This is a genomic window from Lentzea sp. CA-135723 (assembly GCF_050936595.1).
Taxonomy (GTDB): domain Bacteria; phylum Actinomycetota; class Actinomycetes; order Mycobacteriales; family Pseudonocardiaceae; genus Lentzea.
Map to the genome: position 1 here is coordinate 1,037,496 of NZ_JBNJMK010000002.1, position 17,942 is coordinate 1,055,437.

The 17,942-nt window shown below is 70.1% G+C and carries 16 protein-coding genes; 8 read left to right on the top strand and 8 right to left on the bottom strand.

All coding sequences use genetic code 11. From position 1 onward, the window contains the following. Positions 1–17: 17 nt before the first annotated feature. From thrS to ACQEU1_RS40775, 7 genes are all read left to right on the top strand, one after another. On the top strand, positions 18–2,024 hold the full coding sequence (gene thrS, locus ACQEU1_RS40745) for a threonine--tRNA ligase (protein ID WP_433217033.1): 2,007 nt from the start codon (positions 18–20) through the stop codon (positions 2,022–2,024). After that, positions 2,021–2,566: an HIT family protein gene (locus tag ACQEU1_RS40750; protein WP_433214715.1), complete on the top strand. Its 546-nt coding sequence runs from the start codon at positions 2,021–2,023 to the stop codon at positions 2,564–2,566. The genes thrS and ACQEU1_RS40750 overlap by 4 nt, the downstream gene beginning before the upstream one ends. Before the next feature lie 370 nt (positions 2,567–2,936). Then, positions 2,937–3,776 (top strand): helix-turn-helix domain-containing protein, encoded by an 840-nt coding sequence (locus ACQEU1_RS40755; RefSeq protein ID WP_382442948.1) that lies wholly within the window; start codon positions 2,937–2,939, stop codon positions 3,774–3,776. A gap of 1,053 nt (positions 3,777–4,829) precedes the next feature. Continuing rightward, positions 4,830–5,432, top strand: a complete 603-nt coding sequence (gene pgsA, locus ACQEU1_RS40760; protein WP_382442947.1) for a phosphatidylinositol phosphate synthase — start codon at positions 4,830–4,832, stop codon at positions 5,430–5,432. Beyond that, the gene (locus ACQEU1_RS40765) at positions 5,429–6,331 is read left to right on the top strand and encodes a phosphatidylinositol mannoside acyltransferase (RefSeq protein WP_433214720.1); all 903 of its coding nucleotides are present in this window, start codon (positions 5,429–5,431) and stop codon (positions 6,329–6,331) included. The genes pgsA and ACQEU1_RS40765 overlap by 4 nt, the downstream gene beginning before the upstream one ends. Then, complete coding sequence (locus ACQEU1_RS40770) at positions 6,328–7,440, top strand: glycosyltransferase family 4 protein (protein ID WP_433214723.1); 1,113 nt, start codon at positions 6,328–6,330, stop codon at positions 7,438–7,440. Before ACQEU1_RS40765 ends, ACQEU1_RS40770 begins: the two co-directional genes overlap by 4 nt. Next, on the top strand, positions 7,437–8,387 hold the full coding sequence (locus ACQEU1_RS40775) for an NUDIX hydrolase (protein WP_433214726.1): 951 nt from the start codon (positions 7,437–7,439) through the stop codon (positions 8,385–8,387). The genes ACQEU1_RS40770 and ACQEU1_RS40775 overlap by 4 nt, the downstream gene beginning before the upstream one ends. Here the strand turns inward: ACQEU1_RS40775 and ACQEU1_RS40780 are convergent. The 8 genes from ACQEU1_RS40780 to ACQEU1_RS40815 all read right to left on the bottom strand — a co-directional run bounded on the left by ACQEU1_RS40780 (position 8,384) and on the right by ACQEU1_RS40815 (position 17,346). Continuing rightward, complete coding sequence (locus tag ACQEU1_RS40780) at positions 8,384–10,438, bottom strand: tetratricopeptide repeat protein (RefSeq protein ID WP_433214729.1); 2,055 nt, start codon at positions 10,436–10,438, stop codon at positions 8,384–8,386. The genes ACQEU1_RS40775 and ACQEU1_RS40780 overlap by 4 nt on opposite strands. A gap of 16 nt (positions 10,439–10,454) precedes the next feature. Continuing rightward, positions 10,455–11,447 (bottom strand): TIGR03842 family LLM class F420-dependent oxidoreductase, encoded by a 993-nt coding sequence (locus ACQEU1_RS40785; protein ID WP_433214732.1) that lies wholly within the window; start codon positions 11,445–11,447, stop codon positions 10,455–10,457. Positions 11,448–11,461: 14 nt separating this feature from the next. Next, a complete protein-coding gene (hydA, locus tag ACQEU1_RS40790) occupies positions 11,462–12,847 on the bottom strand; it encodes a dihydropyrimidinase (protein ID WP_382442942.1) in 1,386 nt (461 codons plus the stop codon). Beyond that, positions 12,844–13,686, bottom strand: a complete 843-nt coding sequence (locus tag ACQEU1_RS40795; RefSeq protein WP_433214736.1) for a nitrilase-related carbon-nitrogen hydrolase — start codon at positions 13,684–13,686, stop codon at positions 12,844–12,846. Before ACQEU1_RS40795 ends, hydA begins: the two co-directional genes overlap by 4 nt. Further along, positions 13,683–15,191 carry an NCS1 family nucleobase:cation symporter-1 gene (locus ACQEU1_RS40800; protein WP_433214739.1) on the bottom strand — a complete coding sequence of 503 codons (1,509 nt, stop codon included), beginning with the start codon at positions 15,189–15,191 and terminating at the stop codon, positions 13,683–13,685. The genes ACQEU1_RS40795 and ACQEU1_RS40800 overlap by 4 nt, the downstream gene beginning before the upstream one ends. A gap of 260 nt (positions 15,192–15,451) precedes the next feature. After that, positions 15,452–15,961, bottom strand: a complete 510-nt coding sequence (locus tag ACQEU1_RS40805; RefSeq protein WP_433214742.1) for a hypothetical protein — start codon at positions 15,959–15,961, stop codon at positions 15,452–15,454. A 47-nt stretch (positions 15,962–16,008) separates the two neighbouring features. Continuing rightward, positions 16,009–16,620, bottom strand: a complete 612-nt coding sequence (locus ACQEU1_RS40810) for a class I SAM-dependent methyltransferase (RefSeq protein WP_433214745.1) — start codon at positions 16,618–16,620, stop codon at positions 16,009–16,011. 18 nt (positions 16,621–16,638) lie between these two features. Continuing rightward, positions 16,639–17,346, bottom strand: a complete 708-nt coding sequence (locus ACQEU1_RS40815) for a MerR family transcriptional regulator (protein ID WP_433214748.1) — start codon at positions 17,344–17,346, stop codon at positions 16,639–16,641. 129 nt (positions 17,347–17,475) lie between these two features. Between ACQEU1_RS40815 and ACQEU1_RS40820 the strand changes: the two genes are divergently transcribed. Next, on the top strand, positions 17,476–17,934 hold the full coding sequence (locus ACQEU1_RS40820) for a hypothetical protein (protein WP_433214751.1): 459 nt from the start codon (positions 17,476–17,478) through the stop codon (positions 17,932–17,934). Positions 17,935–17,942 lie beyond the last annotated feature (8 nt).

A 17,942-nucleotide genomic window follows, 5' to 3' on the forward strand; every position in this document is an offset into this window, starting at 1 on the left:
CCCAGAACCCGCCGCGCGTGGTGGTTCCGGCTGGGACGACGGCGGGCACGGCCGTGCGCGAAGCCGGTCTGCCGGGCAAGGGTTCCGACGCGATCGTCGTCGTGAAGGACGCCGAGGGCCACCTGCGCGACCTGTCGTGGACCCCGCAGGTCGACGTCGAGGTCGAGGCCGTCGCCGCCGACACCGAGGACGGCCGCAGCGTCATCCGCCACTCCGCCGCGCACGTGCTGGCGCAGGCCGTGCAGCAGCAGTTCCCCGAGGCCAAGCTCGGCATCGGCCCGCCCGTGAAGGACGGCTTCTACTACGACTTCCAGGTCGAGAAGCCGTTCACGCCAGAGGACCTGCAGGCGCTGGAGAAGCGCATGAAGCAGATCATCAAGTCCTCGCAGCGGTTCTCCCGCCGCGTCGTCGAGTCGATCGACGCCGCGAAGACCGAGCTGGCCTCCGAGCCGTTCAAGCTGGAGCTCGTCGACATCAAGAGCGACGTCGACACCAGCGAGATCATGGAGGTCGGCGGCGGCGAGCTGACGATCTACGACAACCTCGACCCGCGCTCCGGCGACCTCGTCTGGGCCGACCTGTGCCGCGGCCCGCACGTGCCGACCACCAAGCACATCCCGGCGTTCAAGCTCACCCGCGTGGCCGCCGCGTACTGGCGCGGCAACGAGAACAACCCGCAGCTGCAGCGCATCTACGGCACCGCGTGGGAGTCGCAGGAGGCCCAGGACCTGTACCTGGAGCGCCTCGCCGAGGCCGAGCGCCGCGACCACCGCAAGCTGGGTGTCGAGCTCGACCTGTTCTCGTTCCCGGACGAGATCGGCTCCGGCCTCGCGGTGTTCCACCCCAAGGGCGGCATCATCCGCAAGGCGATGGAGGACTACTCCCGCCAGCGGCACACCGAAGAGGGCTACGAGTTCGTCTACTCGCCCCACATCACCAAGGGCAACCTGTTCGAGGTCTCCGGCCACCTCGACTGGTACAAGGACGGCATGTACCCGGCGATGCACCTCGACGCCGAGCTGAACGAGGACGGCACCGTCCGCAAGCCGGGCCAGGACTACTACCTCAAGCCGATGAACTGCCCGTTCCACGACTTGATCTTCAAGTCGCGCGGCCGTTCGTACCGCGAGCTCCCGTTGCGCATGTTCGAGTTCGGCGGCGTCTACCGGTACGAGAAGTCGGGCGTGGTGCACGGCCTGACCCGCGTGCGCGGCATGACGCAGGACGACGCACACATCTTCTGCACCCGCGACCAGGTCCGCGACGAGCTGAAGTCGCTGCTGACGTTCGTGCTGGACCTGCTGCGCGACTACGGCCTCGACGACTTCTACCTGGAGCTCTCGACCAAGAACCCCGAGAAGTACGTGGGCGCGGACGAGATCTGGGACGAGGCGACCGAGACGCTCGCGTCCGTCGCGCAGGAGTCCGGCCTGGAGCTCGTGCCCGACCCCGGTGGCGCCGCGTTCTACGGCCCGAAGATCTCCGTGCAGTGCCGTGACGCGCTCGGCCGCACCTGGCAGATGTCGACCATCCAGCTGGACTTCAACCTGCCGGAGCGCTTCGAGCTGGAGTACACCGGCCCTGACGGCTCGCGCGTGCGCCCGGTCATGATCCACCGCGCCCTGTTCGGCTCGGTGGAGCGCTTCTTCGGCGTGATGACCGAGCACTACGCGGGCGCGTTCCCGGCGTGGCTCGCTCCCGTCCAGGTCATGGGCATCCCGGTCACGTCCGAGAACGCCGACCACCTGTTCGCGGTGCGCGACGTGCTGCGCCGCAAGGGCATCCGGGTCGACGTGGACGCGTCCGACGACCGCATGCAGAAGAAGATCCGCAACCACACCATGCAGAAGGTGCCGTTCATGCTCCTGGCCGGCGCCAAGGACGTGGAGGCGAACGCGGTGTCGTTCCGGTTCCGCGACGGCACGCAGATCAACGGCGTGCCGGTGGAGCGGGCCGTGGAGCAGATCGTGGAGTGGGTCGGCCGTCGCGAGAACGCCTCGCCCACGGCGGAACTGCTCTCGTGACGCCTGAGTACTCCGCTCAGGACGGTGTGGGGGTCCCGGACGCGTTGCAGCGCCTGTGGACCCCGCACCGCCTGTCGTACGTGCAGGGCGCGGGCAAGGCCGCGGGTGACGAGCCCGCAGGCTGCCCGTTCTGCCGGGTGGTCTCGCTGTCCGACGAGGACGGGCTGATCATCGCGCGCGGGGCCGAGGTGTTCGCGCTGCTGAACCTGTACCCGTACAACCCGGGCCACCTGATGGTGCTGCCGTACCGGCACGTGGCCGACTACACCGACCTCTCGTCGTCGGAGGTCGCCGAGCTCGGCGCGTTCACGCAGAAGGCGATGCGGGTCGGGCGGCACGTGGCGGCGCCGCACGGGTTCAACATCGGCATGAACCAGGGCGTCGTCGCCGGCGCCGGGATCGCCGCCCACCTGCACCAGCACGTGGTGCCGCGGTGGGGCGGGGACGCGAACTTCATGCCGGTGATCGGGCACACCAAGGTGCTGCCCCAGCTGCTGGGCGAGACCCGGCAGCTCCTCGCCGACGGCTGGAAGGCCGTCTGACCGTTCCGCGCTCTCGACCGCGATGGCGTCCTTCGGGATGTCGTCGCGGTCTTGTTGTTTTCGGGGTTTTGCGCGCTAAACCTGGCGTTTAGTCGACCTCACTGTGATTGAACCTCGTACTAATTGTTGGACAAAAGAGTGACAAAAAGCACTCACCTTGTCCGGTGCGGACAATTCGCTGAGTTTCCACGTGGCCAGGAATAGCTTTCGGTTACATCTTTCGGGTGCATTTCTTCGGTCGATCGAGACGTAACACCAGCACAGAGCGATTCCAGGTAGGTGAGATCACCCACCTGGAGGTGTCAACTGCGAGTCAAGTCCCCGCCTATGGCCGATCGTCTCACTGTGCGCGAATGGTTACGGTGCGAACATGACCGCACCTGAGCGTTCGCGATTAGCGAGAGAGCGGCTTTCGCGTGAACTACGCCGGTTGCGCACCGAGGCGAAGATGACCGGCACGGCCACCGCCCGTGCCACCGGGATGAGCCAGTCAAAGCTGTCGAAGATCGAGAACGGCATGCTGCTCCCGTCCGTGACGGACGTGGAGCGTCTCGTGGCGGAACTGGCCGCCGCGAGAGAGACGCGCATCGAACTGGTCGAACTCGCCAGGTCGCTGCACGCGGAGGCGGAAACCCGCCGCGTCGTGCTGCACCGAGGAGCGCACCGCCACCAGCAGACGATCACCCGCGTGGAGGCAAGGGCAGCCACTTCGAGGTTCTTCCAGGTCAACCTGGTCCCCTCGCTGCTGCAGTCCGAGTCCTACTTACGGGTCGTGCTGGGGACGATGCCGCATTCGGAGCAGGAGGCCGCGGTAGCCGCCCTGCGCACCCGCCGAGCCCGGATGGACGACCTGGCCAAGCAGTTCGTGTTCGTGCTCTCCGAAAGCGCCCTGCGCTGGCGGATGGGCTCGGCCGACCTGATGGCAGAGCAGGTGGAACACCTGGCCGCCCTGCAACGCCGCCCGAACGTCCGCCTGGGCGTCGTGCCGTGGTCCGTGGACGCGAACATCGTCGCGCTGCACGGCTTCCACATCTACGACGAGCGAGTGGTGACGGTCAGCGTGCTGACCGGCAACGCCACCATCACCGATCCCTTGGACGTGCGGGAGTACCTCGCGCTGTTCGGGCGGCTCGAGAGGCTGGCGGTGCGAGGGGAGGAACTGCAGGCGCTGCTGAAGCGCATCGCCGAAGACCACCGCCGGCTGGGATAGCCCGGAGTGTCGGCCGCCGGCCCGGTGGGAGCTGGCCGCGGCTCGAGTTGTCCGGCCCTGTGGGAGAGGGTCGAGAGTTCCGCCGGCTCGTTTGCTGGGGCCGGTTTGATGTGTTCGGCCCCGTGGGAGCGGGCCGGCCTGAGATATCTGCGAGGGGGTTGGGCGGGCTGACCGCGAGCGCCGCAAGGCGTTCGCCCGGCCCGTCGCCCGTGCCGCGGCCAGACCGCGCGCCCCGTGCCGCGGCCAGACCGCGCGCCGCGTTCCGCGCCTGCCGGAATCGCGGGTGGGCTGCGGTTTCGGAACCGTGGGTGTGAGCGGTCCGTTCGAACCGGGGGCGCGTGAGCGGTCCGATCGGCGAGTGTGGGTGCGTGAGCGGTCCGTTCAAGCCGCTGCCTCCGCCCGCCCGCGCACCACGCCCCGCCACCTCCGCGCGCCCATGCCCGTGCCGCCGCAGCCCGCCCGCCGAGCCCCGCCATTCACCCCTGCCGGCCCGCCCGCACCCGAGCCCCGGACGTCGCGCCTCACCCGCCGAGCCCCGCCATCCCGCGCGTAACCCTGCCGCCTCCGTCCGCGCTTACCGAGCCCTCGCGCGCTCAGCCCGCCACCCACTCCCGCCCGCGTGTCACCCCGGGCCCGCCCGCGCCCGGCCCACCGAGCCCTCGCGTGCTCAGCCGGCCGCCCTCTCCCGCCCGCGTGTCACCCCCGCCGCCCGCGCCCGGCCCACCGAGCCCTTGCGCGCTCAGCGCGCCGCCCTCTCCCGCCCGCGTGTCACCCCCGCCGCCCGCGCCCGGCCCACCGAGCCCTTGCGCGCTCAGCCGGCCGCCCTCTCCCGCCCGCGTGTCACCCCGCCGCCTCCGTCCGCGCCCACCGAGCCCTCGCGCGCTCAGACCGTCACCCTCTCCCGCCCGCTTCACCCCGCCCCGCTCACCCCCGCGCGCGACCCCCGCCCACCCCGCAACCCACCCCCGCAGGCCCGCCCGCGCCCGAGCCCCGGACGTCCCGCCTCACCCGCGAGCCGTGCGTTTCAGCAGTCCAGCTAGGCTGCGACCTGCCATGCTGAACATCTTCGCTCGCGCGTCCGTCTCGCGCGTCACCGATCCGATCGGGGCGTGGCTGCTGGCGCGTGGCCTCACGCCCAACGCCGTGACCGTCGGCGGCACGATCGGCGCCGTCGCCAGCGCTCTGTGGTTCATCCCTCGCGGGCAGCTGTTCCTCGGCTGTGCGCTCGTGACGTTCTTCGTGCTCCTCGACCTCATCGACGGGGCGATGGCGCGCGCTCAGGGGCCCACGCGGTTCGGGGCCGTGCTCGACGCCACCTGCGACCGGATCGCGGACGGGGCGTTGTTCGCGGCGCTCACCTGGTACGCGTTCGACACCGGGAACCGGTGGACCGCGGCGGCCGGGTTCATCTGCCTGGTGGCCTCGCAGGTCATCTCGTACGTCAAGGCGCGGGCCGACGCGTCCGGGCTCAACGCGGACGGTGGGTTGGCCGAGCGCGCCGAGCGGTTCATCGTCGCGTTGGTCGGTGCCGGGGTGCAGGGGCTCGGTGTGCCGTACCTGATGGACATCTCCTTGTGGCTGCTCGCGGCCATGACGGTCGTGACGGTGTTGCAGCGGATCCTGGCGGTCGCGAAGTCCGCCAAGGAGGCGGCGTGAACCTCGCGACGCTCGGGTACGGCGCCGGGTGGCGGTTGATCAGGTTGCTGCCCGAGTCGTGGGCCAGGGGGCTGTTCCGGGCGGGCGCGGACTACGCGGCCAAGAAGAACGGCACGAGCATCCAGCAGCTGCGGAAGAACCTCTGCAGGGTCGTGCCGCAGGCCGGCGAGGAGGAGTTGGACGAGCTCGTCCGGGACTCGCTGCGGTCGTACGCGCGGTACTGGTGCGAGGCGTTCCGGCTGCCTTCGATGGACCTGAAGAAGGCGTACGAGAAGTGCGACTCGCAGGTGTCGGGGGTGGAGAACCTCGACGCCGCGATCAGGAACGGCACCGGCGCGGTGGTGGCCCTGCCGCACAGCGGCAACTGGGACATGGCCGGCATGTGGCTCGTCGGGCACTCCGGCACGTTCACGACGGTGGCCGAACGGCTCAAGCCCGAGTCCCTGTACCGGAAGTTCGTGGAGTTCCGCGAGACGCTCGGCTTCGAGGTGCTGCCGCTCAGCGGTGGCGACCGTCCACCCGCGACGGTGCTCGCCGAACGCCTGCGCGACAACAAGGTCGTGTGCCTGCTGGCAGACAGGGACCTGACGTCGTCGGGCGTGCCCGTGACGTTCTTCGGCGAGCAGACGTTGATGCCCGCCGGTCCGGCGCACCTCGCGGCCACGACGGGGGCGGCGCTGCTGCCGGTCGGGTGCTGGTTCACCGACGACGGCTGGCACTTCCGCATCCACCCGCCGATCAAGGTCAGCACGGTGCAGGCCGCCACGCAGGCGATCGCCGACGTGTTCGCCGCCGACATCGCCGCGCACCCCGCCGACTGGCACATGCTGCAGCAGCTCTGGCTCGCCGACCTGCCGGAGAAGCGCCGCGCGGCGCTCGCCAGGAGGCTCGCCCGGTGAAGGTCGGGATCGTCTGCCCGTACTCCTTCGACGTGCCCGGGGGAGTCCAGGCGCACGTCGTCGACCTCGCGCGCGCCCTGATCGGCCTCGGCCACACCGTCAACGTCCTCGCGCCCGCCGACGACGACCACGAGCTGCCGCCGTTCGTCACGTCCGCGGGCCGCGCGGTCGGCATCCCGTACAACGGGTCGGTGGCGCGCCTGAGCTTCGGGCCCGTCTCGTACGCGCGGGTGCGGCGCTGGATCGACGAGCACCAGTTCGACGTCCTGCACCTGCACGAACCGACGGCGCCGTCGCTGTCGATGCTCGCGCTGATGGTCGCGGACGGCCCGATCGTCGCCACCTTCCACACCTCGACGCCGCGCTCCAAGATGCTGTCGGCGTTCCAGGGCGTGCTCCAGCCGTTCCTGGAGAAGGTCACCGCCCGCATCGCCGTGTCGGCACTGGCGAGGCGCGTGCAGGTCGAGCACCTCGGCGGTGACGCGGTGGAGATCCCGAACGGCGTCGACGTCGACTTCTTCGCCTCCGCGTCCACTGTGGACGGCTACCCGAAACCGGGCGGCACCATCGGTTTCGTCGGCCGCTACGACGAACCGCGCAAGGGAATGCCGGTGCTGTGGGAGGCGTTCGGCCTGATCGCCGACGAGTTCCCGGATCTGCGCCTGCTCGTCGTGGGCCGCGGCGAGAACCCGTTCGAGGGCCGCTTCGCCGACCGCGTCGACCTGCTCGGCCAGGTGAGCGACGAGGACAAGGCCCGGATGCTGCGCTCGGTCGACGTCTACGTCGCCCCGAACACCGGCGGCGAGTCGTTCGGCATCATCCTCACCGAGGCCATGTCCGCGGGCACCGCCGTGGTGGCGTCGGACCTCGACGCCTTCCGCCGCGTGCTCGACGACGGCAAGGCGGGCGTGCTGTTCCCGGTCGGCGACGCCCACGCCCTCGCCGACGCCCTGCGTTCCGTGCTGCACGACTCGGCCCTGCGCGCCGAGTACGTCTCCGTTGCGTCCCAACGGGTTCAGGCCTTCGACTGGTCCGTGGTGGCGAGCCAGGTCCTGCGCGTCTACGAGACCGCCATCGCCGCCGACCCGCGCCGGGTGAGCGAGGCATGACCACCGCGCTCGTCGTGGTACTGGCAGCACTGCTGCTCGCCACCTGGATCCTGCGCATCGCGAACCGCTTGGACCGCCTCCACGTTCGCACCGACGCCGCCTGGGCCGCGGTCGACGCCGCGCTGGCCCGCCGGGCCGTGGTCGTCCGCGCTCTCCTCGACCCGGCGCTCTCCGCCGCGGCCTCCAGGGCCGAGGCGGCTGGCCGCGCCGACCGCGAACAGGCCGAGAACGAGCTCTCCGCCCTCCTCGGAGCCCTGGACCGCTCGAAACTGGCCCCGGCACTGGCTTTCGAGCTCGCCGACGCCGAGGAACGGGTCGTCCTCGCCCGCCGCGTCCACAACGACGCCGTCCGCGACACGCTGCTGCAACGCCGCCGCCGCGTCGTCCGCTGGCTCCGCCTGGCCGGCACCGCCCCGCAACCGTCGTACTTCGAGATCGCCGAGCCCGCAGCCCCGTCCGACGCGGTGATGCTCAAGCCCCGCCCGTCCGCCCGCGTGGTGCTGACCGACAACGAGGGCAGGGTCCTGCTGTTCCAGGGCTTCGACCCGGCCCGCCCGCAGGAGTCGTTCTGGTTCACGGTCGGCGGCGGCGTCGAGGACGGCGAGGAACTCCGCGAAACGGCCCTGCGCGAGGCCTTCGAGGAAACCGGTCTCAAGCTCAGGACCGAGGACCTCGTGGGCCCGGTCTGGCGCCGCCGCGCGGTGTTCAGCTTCGACGGCGAGACGTTCGACGCGGAGGAGTGGTTCTTCCACGCCACCGTCGACGAGGCCCCGGCCGTCGACACCTCGGGCTTCAACGACGTCGAGGAAACGTCGATCACGGCGCACCGCTGGTGGAGTGCCGAGGAACTGGAAGCGGCCGAGGACACCGTGTACCCGGTGCAGCTGGCCGAACTTCTGCCGAGCCTCGAAACGCAGTGGGACGGCGAGACCCGCACGGTCCGCTAGCCGAGGGCGAGCCGGTAGCCGGCGACGTTCTCCTTCGTGAGCTCGAGTTCGGGACTACCGTCGCCGAGGACCCGGAGCTGAACCTCCAGCAGCTGCTCGGAGGCGGCGACCGCACCGGCCCTGTCACCCGAGACGTAGCGCCAGTAGGCGACGGTGGAGAGGCTGGACCAGGTCTGGGCGTGGCCGAGGCCGAGCACCCGCACGCGGTCCGCCAACAGCCGTTCGTGCTCGGCCAACGCGCCGGCCGGATCACCCGCGCCGCCGTGCCAGTCGGCCACGTTGTGGCGGACGAGCATCGTCTCCACGTCGTCGGGTCCGGTCGTGCGCAGCCTGTCGGCGAGCAGTTCCTCCCCGGCGGCGATCGCCCCCGCGAGATCTCCCGACAGCGCCCGCCAGAACGCGATGTTGTTCCGGGTGCCCGCCGTGTCGGAGTCGCCCACGCGATGGTGTTCGGCCAGCACCTGTTCCAGCAACGCCACCGCACCTCGCGGGTCACCGGCCCGGCCACACCAGTTCGCCATGCTCTGCATGCAGAGCAACGTGTCGCGGTGGTCAGGACCGAGAACCCGGAGGAGATCCTCCAGCAGCGCCTCGTGTTCGGCCAGCACGACGTGGGCGGGACTCCCGTGCTCGCCCCGCAGTTCCACCACGGCGGCCCTGGCGCGCAGGGTGCCGGCGTCGTCAGAGCCGAGCCGGTCGGTGGCGGTCCGGTAGAGCTCTTCCTGGTAGGCCAGGGCTTCCTCCAGCCGGCCCGAGTCGACGAGGCTGCGTCCGACGCAGAACAGCAGCTCGTGGCACCCGCCCGCCCACAGGTGGTCGACACCCGCCGCGATCAGGATCTCGGCGCTCGCGCGCAGGACCTGTCCCAGCGCGGTGCCGTGTTCCCACGGAGGCCACACGTGCGCCACGGCATCGGCGGCGGTCGTCACGACCGACCTCGTGTGCTCGTCCGACCAGGCATCGCGCGTCGCCCGCTGCACCAGCGCGTGCACCCGCACCTCGCGCGACGCCGCCAGGGTGACCAGGTTGAGGCGGTGCAGGCAGGCGAGCCCGTCCTCGGCGTCGGACTCGTCGACGGCACGGCCCCCAGCCGCCGAGAGCGCCGCGAGCACTGGCGGCACGGTGAACACGCCGATCGGGATTCCGTTGGGGCTCAACACACTCGCGATCTCCAGCAACGGCCGCGCCAAGCCGGCTGGTGCCAGCGCGTCGGCCCGCTCCACGGACAACGACCAGGTCGCCGCGACCGTCGTCCGGTGCTCGTCGGGCAGTTCGTCGGGAAGGACCGCGGCCAGCCGGCGTTCCGCGAACCGGACGCGGTACTGCGCGCACGACAGGTGCCGGTCGAGCATGTAGGCGCTCGCCTGGGCCAATGCCAGCGGCAGGCAACCGAGGTCGCGCACCAGTTCGGCGGCCTCCTCCAGGCCCTCCGGGAGGGTCGCCCGCAGGTACGCGAGGGCTTCTTCGGAACTGAACACGTCGACCTCGACAAGCCGTCGATCACCGCGCAACGCGGCATCGCGACGACGGGTCGTCACGACGACACGTCCGGACGCAGGCGGCCAGAGCCCGTTCAGGTCGGACGGTGCCTGCACGTCGTCCAGCACGACGAGCCACGGCTCCTCGATCGAGGCGAGCCGTTCCAGGAACGTGCGGGCGCCCCGTTCCTGGTCGGGGTTCTGGTAGGTGGTGAGCCGGGCGGCCGCGTCGGCGTAGCCGGAGACGACCGCCTCGCGGGACGTCGCCGTCACCCAGACCAGCAGGTCGATCTCACCCGCGGCCCACAGCCGTTCGGCGTGGTCGGCGGCCACCTGGGTCTTGCCGACCCCGCCCAGCCCCGACAGGACCGTGACCGGCGCGGCCAGTGGAACGTTCCGCTGCTGGAACGACGCGGCGCGAGGAGGAACCAGGCCGGCGCGCAGCGGCAGCGGGTTCGCGAGAGCGGCGGTGTGCACGGTGAGGTCGCCGTGCACGTTGCCGATCTGCACGACAGGCCCGGACGCGTCCTCCACGGTGTTGGACACGTCCGGCGCCGGTCGTTCGTCGGACACGGGGACCAGTATGGCCCTAGACGGCGGAGATGATCGCCGATCCGTAGGCGTCGCGCGTCTTGTCCTTCTCGTCGTGCATCAGGTACAGCGCGAAGTTGTCGACGCCGATCTCCTTCAGCTCCTGCAACCGCTCGATGTGCGCGGATTCCGGGCCCACCACGCAGAAGCGGTCCACGATGGCGTCCGGCACGAAGTCGGTCGAACGGTTGCCCGCCTTGCCGTGGTGGGCGTAGTCGTAGCCCTCGCGGTCCTTGATGTAGTCGGTCAGCGCCTTGGGCACCACGCCCGAGTCGCCGTACCGCGCCACGAGGTCCGCCACGTGGTTGCCGACCATGCCGCCGAACCACCGCAGCTGGTCGCGTTGGTGGGCTAGGTCCGTGCCGACGTACGCGGGCGCGGCCACGCACATCGTGATCGCCGACGGGTCACGCCCGGCCGCAACCGCCGCCTCGCGGACGGAGCCGATGGTCCAGCGGGCGATGTCCGGGTCGGCGGTCTGCAGGATGAAGCCGTCGGCCTGCTCACCGACCATCTTCAAGGCCTTCGGACCGTAGGCGGCCATCCACATCTCGAGCTTTCCGTTGCGCACCCAGGGAATCTGGACCGGGGTGCCGTGGTGCTCGACCTCCCGCCCCTCGGCCAGCTCCTTGATCACGTGCATCGCGGAGCCGAGAGTGGCCAGGGTGGCCGGTTTCTGGCCGATCACGCGGCGGGCCGAGTCGCCCCGGCCGATGCCGCAGACCGTGCGGTTGCCGAACATGTCGTTCAGCGTGGCGAACAGCGACGCCGTCACCGACCAGTCGCGGGTCGACGGGTTGGTGACCATCGGGCCGATGACCAGGTCGCGGGTCGCGGCGAGCACCTGCGAGTAGATGACGAACGGCTCCTGCCACAGCACACAGGAGTCGAACGTCCAGCCGTAGCGGAAGCCGCAGTCCTCGGCCGCGCGGAGGCCTTCCACCACGTCCCTGGCGGGCGGGTCGGTCTGGAGCACTACACCGAAGTCCACGGGTGGCGCCTTTCCTAGACGAGGTACTGGTTGAGGTCGCGGGTCACGAAGCGGCCGTGGCCCGTCGAACCGTGGTACGCGCCGTCGGCGATCACCTTGCGGCCGCGCGAGAACACCGTGTCGACCTTGCCGGTGAGGTCGAAGCCCTCGTAGGCCGAGTAGTCCACGGCCATGTGGTGAGTGTCGGCGGAGATCGTCTGGGACGCCTGCGGGTCGTAGATCACCACGTCCGCGTCGGCTCCCGGCGCGATCACGCCCTTGCGCGGGTACATGCCGAACATGCGCGCGGGCGTGGTGGCGACGATCTCGACCCACCGTTCGCGGGTGATCTCGCCCTTCACGACGCCCTGGTGCAGCAGGTCGACGCGGTGCTCGACGCCCGGCATGCCGTTCGGGATCTTCGAGAAGTCGCCGACGCCCAGCTGCTTCTGGTCCTTGAAGCAGAACGGGCAGTGGTCGGTGCTCACGACGGACAGGTCGTTGGTCCGCAGGCCCCGCCACAACGACGACTGGTGCTCCTTGGGGCGCAACGGCGGCGACGCCACGTACTTCGCGCCCTCGAAGCCCGGCCGGGCCAGGTCCTCCAGCGACAGGTACAGGTACTGCGGGCACGTCTCGGCGAACACGTTCTGGCCCGTGTCCCGCGCCGCCGTCACGGCGTCCAGTGCCTGGGACGCCGAGAGGTGCACGATGTAGAGCGGCGACCCGGTCACCTTCGCGAGCTGGATCGCGCGGGACGTCGCCTCGCCCTCCAGCTCCGGCGGCCGGGTCAGGCCGTGCTGCACGGGGTCGCCCAGGCCGGACGCCAGCGCCTGCGCGACGAGCTGGTCGATCGCGATGCCGTTCTCCGCGTGCATCATGATCGTGGCGCCGGTCTCGCGCGCCTTCTGCATGGCGCGCAGGATCTCGCCGTCGGTCGCGTAGAACACGCCGGGGTAGGCCATGAACATCTTGAAGCTGTTCACCCCGGCCGCGATGCACGACTCCATCTCCTTGAGCGACTCGTCGGTCACGTCAGAGATGATCATGTGGAAGCCGTAGTCGACGGCGCAGTTGCCGTCCGCCTTGGTGTGCCACTTGTCCAGGGTGGACAGCAGGCTGCTTCCCTTGGGCTGCACGGCGAAGTCGACGATCGTGGTCGTGCCGCCCCACGCCGCCGCGATCGTGCCGGTCTCGAACGTGTCCGCGGACTGGGTGCCGCCGAACGGCATCTCCATGTGCGTGTGCGCGTCGATGCCGCCGGGGATCACGTACTTCCCGGCCGCGTCGATCACCTCGTCGGCCTGCACCTCGAAGCCCGGCGTGACCAGGGCGGCGATGTGCTCGCCCTCGATCAGCACGTCGGCGGCGTGCGAGCCGGTCGCGTTGATGACCAGGCCGTTGCGGATCAGGACACTCACGGCGTCACCAGGCCCTCGTAGGTGTCGGGACGGCGGTCGCGGTAGAACGCCCACGTGTCGCGGACCTCGGTCAGCAGGTCCAGGTCGAGGTCGCGCACCACGAGCTCTTCCTCGGTGTCGGACGCCGCGTCGCCGACGAGCTGCCCGCGCGGTGACACGAAGTACGTCTGGCCGTAGAACTCGTTGTCGCCCAACGGCTCCACGCCCACCCGGTTGATCGCGCCGACGAAGTACTCGTTCGCGACGGCCGCGGCGGGCTGCTCCAGCTTCCACAGGTACTCGGACAGCGAACGCGACGTCGCCGAGGGGTTGAACACGATCTTCGCGCCCGCGAGCCCCAGTGCGCGCCAGCCCTCGGGGAAGTGGCGTTCGTAGCAGATGTAGACGCCGATGCGCCCCACCGCCGTGTCGAACGTCGGGTACCCGAGGTTGCCCGGCTTGAAGTAGAACTTCTCCCAGAAGCCCTTGACCTGCGGGATGTGGTTCTTGCGGTACTTGCCGAGGTACGTGCCGTCCGCGTCGATCACGGCCGCGGTGTTGTAGTAGACGCCGGGCTGCTCGACCTCGTACATCGGCACGATGAGCACGATGTTGTTCTGCGCGGCCACCTCCTGCATGAGCCGCGTGGTCGGACCGTCCGGAATGGACTCGGTGTAGGAGTAGAAGTCCGCGTCCTGCACCTGGCAGAAGTACGGCCCGTAGAAGAGCTCCTGCAGGCACAGCACCTGCGCGCCTTGCGAAGCGGCAGTGCGGATGTGCTCGACCGCGTTCGCGATCATCGACTCCTTGTCGCCCGTCCACTTCTGCTGGACGAGCGCCGCCCGGATGATGTTGCTCACCTGGTCGTCTCCTTTGCCGAGTTGTCCTTCAGAGCGAGGAAGACCAGGAAGCCGGCCGCGAAGCCGACGACCCAGTTGTAGTCGTAGAGGGGCTTGAGGAACCCGATGAGCCCGCCCTCGGGGAACGGCCCGCCGTGCGCGCCGCCGACCGCGAGCACCGAGCCCACGAGCGTCGCCACCACCGCGCGCCAGTTCCAGCCGCCGTTGAACCAGTAGGCGCCGCGGCCGTCCAGGTAGAGGTCGGCGAGCTCCAGCCGGGTCTTCTTCATCACCCAGTACCCGGCGACGAACACGCCGGCCACCGACGCGAGCAGGCCGCCGTAGAACCCGAGCCACGCGAAGATGTAGATGTTCGGGTCGGAGATCAGCCGCCACGGCTGGATCACGATGCCGATCACACCGGTGATCAGGCCGCCGATCGCGAACGAGATGCGCTTCGGGAACGCGTTCGAGAAGTCGTAGGACGGACTCACGACGTTCGCCGCGAGGTTCGCCGAGATCGTCGCCAGCACCAGCGAGATCAACGCGACGATCACCAGCAGCGTGCTGTCGAAGCGCGACGCGAGGTCGGCCGGGTCCCAGATCGCCTCGCCGTACAACGCCTGCGCGCCGGACGTCGTCAGGATCGCCACGATCGCGATGAACGACATCGTGGTCGGCAGACCGAGGATCTGCCCGGTCACCTGCTTGCGCTGGCTACCACCGAAACGCGTGAAGTCGGGCATGTTGAGGCTCAGCGTCGACCAGAACGCGATCATGCCCATCAGCGCGGGGAAGAAGACCTTCCAGAAGTCCGGCCCCCAGCCGAGGCTGCTGCCCTGGTGCAGGATCGGCCCGAACCCGCCCGCCTTCACCAGCACGTACCCGAGCAGGATCAGGAACCCGATGCTCACCAGCGGCGCCGTCCAGTTCTCGAACCGCCGGATCGCGTCCATGCCGCGCCAGATCACCAGCATCTGCACGACCCAGAAACCGAAGAAGCACAACCACAACGTCCACGGCTGCCCACCGATCGCGGACGCCTTCGTCCACCCGTCACCGGCCAGCCGCCCGATGATCACGTGCAGCGCCTTGCCGCCGACCCACGTCTGGATGCCGAACCAGGCGCACGCGATGAACGCCCGCAGCAACGCCACCAGGTTCGCGCCGCGGATGCCGTAGAACGCGCGGGCGAACACCGGGAACGGAATGCCGTACTTCGTGCCCGCGTGGCTGTTGAGCAGCATGGGGACCAGCACGATCAGGTTGCCGAGGGTGATCGTGAGGAACGCTTGGACCCAGTCCATCCCGATCGCGATCAACGACGCGGCGAGCGTGTAGCTGGGGATGTTGTGCGCCATGCCCATCCACAGCGCGAAGAAGTTGTAGGTCGACCACGTCCGCTGCTCGACGGGAACGGGGGCGAGCTCGGGGTTGAAGAACCTGCTGTTCTCGATGGGACCTGTGTCGCTCAGTTCGACGCGGCCATCAGGTGTGACCTGGGGCGGTGAGGACTCGACTGCCATCGGACAACCCCCTGTTACGCTGCTGAAACAACGTCAACCCGGTCGGATTCCACCCCGGAATCCTGGGTCCGCCGCCGCAGGTGTGGCAGTGTCAGAGTGTCCACGCTTGTCATGATCGGCGCACATTGTGTTCCGCCGGGGCATGGGGATGTCACGACGGGCGGTCTTGCTCGGGGGCGTGGGGGCGCTGGGAGCAGCGGGGACGTACGGCGCGCTGACTCCGCGCGGCCGTCGCCTGCTCGGCTGGACGGGCGCGCAGGTCATCGCGGCGAGCTCGTCACTTTCAGTCGCACCACGGCCGTGCCCGCCTTGCGGTCGTGCCACGTCCGCGTGCCGCGCAGGTCGAGCGCCTCCACGATGGACAGCACCAGCAACGCGAACCCGCCGACCAGCAGCAGCGACGACAGCCAGCCCGCCGAGCCCGCGTTCACGTGCTCACCGACGACGACCCACGGCTGCTGCCAGCCGAGCGTCGTCATCAGCGCCGGCTCCCGCCACCCCAGCCCGGTCAGCACGAGCACCGCGCCCGCGCCGGGCAGCGCGGTCGTGACGAGCGTGCGCGCCAGCACGCGTCTGAGGTTCAGGCCGGACGCCGGGCCCACGACCCGCAACCCCGTGAGGGCCTTGCCGACGGTGTTCAGGCGCAGCAGCAGAGTGTCGTACACCGCCGCGCAGAGCACCACGGCAGCGGGTTCGTGGACCAACGGCCACACCACGACCAGCACCAGGAGCCAGTCGAGCAGGCGGGCGATCAGCCGACGAACGAGCATGATTCACGCTAAGCGGCGGACGACCGTCATAAGTGGTCAGTTCATGGTCAGTTGTCGCGCGTGTACTCGGCCACCCACCTGCCGTTGTCCCTGGTGACCGAACGGGCGGTCAGGCCGTCGGCGGCGAACGCCCGGATCTCGGACGGCGTCAGCGGCCACGGCGGGCCGTCCGGGGCAGGGCCCTCGTCCCGCGCGACGGCGAGGACGAGCAACGTCGAGCCGGTGAGCCAGGCGACCCGCGCGGTGGCCTCGGCGTGCAGGTCCACGGGCAGCGCCTGGACCGTCATGTTCTCCACGACCACGTCGAACCCGCGGTGCCACTCGGACGGCGGGTTCAGCAGGTCGGCGACGACGTAGGTGACCTTCGAGTCCGGGTAGCGCGCCTGGACGGCCGCGACGGCGGTGGGGGAGATGTCGAACGCGGTCACCTCGTAGCCGCGCGAGGCGAGGAACTCGGAGTCGCGGCCGAGACCGCAGCCCACGACCAGCACGCGCTGGCCGGTGCCGTCGGCGGAGGCCCACTCGACGAGGTGCGGCTGCGGATGGGGGACGTCCCACGGGACGGAGGCAGTGCCGGCGGCTGCCTCCGCGTAGAGGTCCTCGAACCATCCGCTCGGATTGGCTGCTTGCAGTCGGCGGGTGTCGTCATCAGCGGACATGACGACCACCCTGTCAGGTCAGCGTGCCGCCCGCGCCTGAGTTACGTAGTCCACCAGGCCGTCGTCGGCGGGCCAGCCGATCTGGGAGCTGATCGACGTCTTGTTCTCGCTCCAAGACCGGGTGGCCGCGGCCTGGATCGCCGCGTCGCCGCCGGTGAACCGCGCGCCCAGCTCGTCCCACCGCCGGGCCAGGTCCACGACGCGCGGGTCGGCCGGCGGGGTGCCGTCCGCCATGTGCTGCCGCAGTTCTTGGACCAGCTCCAACCAGGACGCCTTGAGCGCCTCGACGGCCTCGGGGCCCATCTCGGCCGCGCGCGACCTCATGTCGTCGAGCTGGTCCGCGGTGAAGTAGCTCTCGTACACGGACATCATCTCCAAAGTGGACAGAAGGGACTCGGTGGTGTGCCCGTCGAGCAGCGCGGTGAGCCGCGACCGCAGCGCGTCCACCTGCCGCGCCTGGGCGGTCAGCGCGGCGAGCTGGGCCTCGAAGAGTGGCCTCAGGGAGTCCGAACGCGACAGTACCGATCGGACCTCCTCCAGCGAGAGACCGAGCTGACGCAGCGATCTCACCTGATAGAGGCGGCGGACGTCGTCCGGTGTGTACCGACGGTGACCGGAGGACGTGCGCTCGGAGGCGACGACCAACCCGATCTCGTCGTAGTGGTGCAGCGCGCGGACGGTCAGTCCACTCGCCTTGGCCAGGTCACCAACGCTCCAACGGGTCACACCGAAGACGGTAGGACCTCCCGTCGCGTGAGGTTCAAACCCTCACCACCCGATCGAGCGGGTCAATTCACGAACCGAACGCGCCGATGAAATCGAAGATCGGTCCCCAAAACCAGATTGAGGAAAACTGTGTCTCGTACCGGACTGTTCCGTGCCGCCGCCCTGCTCGCCGCCAGCGCCGCCCCGCTGCTCGCGGGCACGGCCGGTGCCGCCGAGCTCCCGCAGGTCGGCGCCGGCGTTCCCGAGGTCGGCGCGGACAAGCTGATCAGCGACGCCACGCAGCACGCGAACCCGCTGGACTCGGCGAGCGCCGTCCAGCTGCCGCACGTCGGCGCCCCCGTCGCCGCCGGCCTCCCCGTGCCCGCGCTGCCGGGCGCGGCGCTGCCGGGTGCCGCGCAGGAGCGCACCATCCCGAACCCGGTCGCGGCCGAGCTCGGCACCCTCCCGTCGGTGCCGCACGCGCAGGACCTGACCGGCAACTCGCACGTCGGCGACCTGAAGGCCCCGGCGCTGTCCGACCTGCCGACCAACAACGTCGTGCCGAACCCGAACGTTCTCTCGGGCACCCTCCCGACGATCAACGGCTGAGTTCTCGC

Coding starts and splice junctions, on each gene's coding strand:
- ACQEU1_RS40755 (WP_382442948.1), top strand. CDS start 2,937: ATGACCGCACCTGAGCGTTCGCGATTAGCGAGAGAGCGGCTTTCGCGT.
- pgsA (WP_382442947.1), top strand. CDS start 4,830: ATGCTGAACATCTTCGCTCGCGCGTCCGTCTCGCGCGTCACCGATCCG.
- ACQEU1_RS40775 (WP_433214726.1), top strand. CDS start 7,437: ATGACCACCGCGCTCGTCGTGGTACTGGCAGCACTGCTGCTCGCCACC.
- ACQEU1_RS40800 (WP_433214739.1), bottom strand. CDS start 15,191: ATGGCAGTCGAGTCCTCACCGCCCCAGGTCACACCTGATGGCCGCGTC.
- ACQEU1_RS40805 (WP_433214742.1), bottom strand. CDS start 15,961: ATGCTCGTTCGTCGGCTGATCGCCCGCCTGCTCGACTGGCTCCTGGTG.
- ACQEU1_RS40810 (WP_433214745.1), bottom strand. CDS start 16,620: ATGTCCGCTGATGACGACACCCGCCGACTGCAAGCAGCCAATCCGAGC.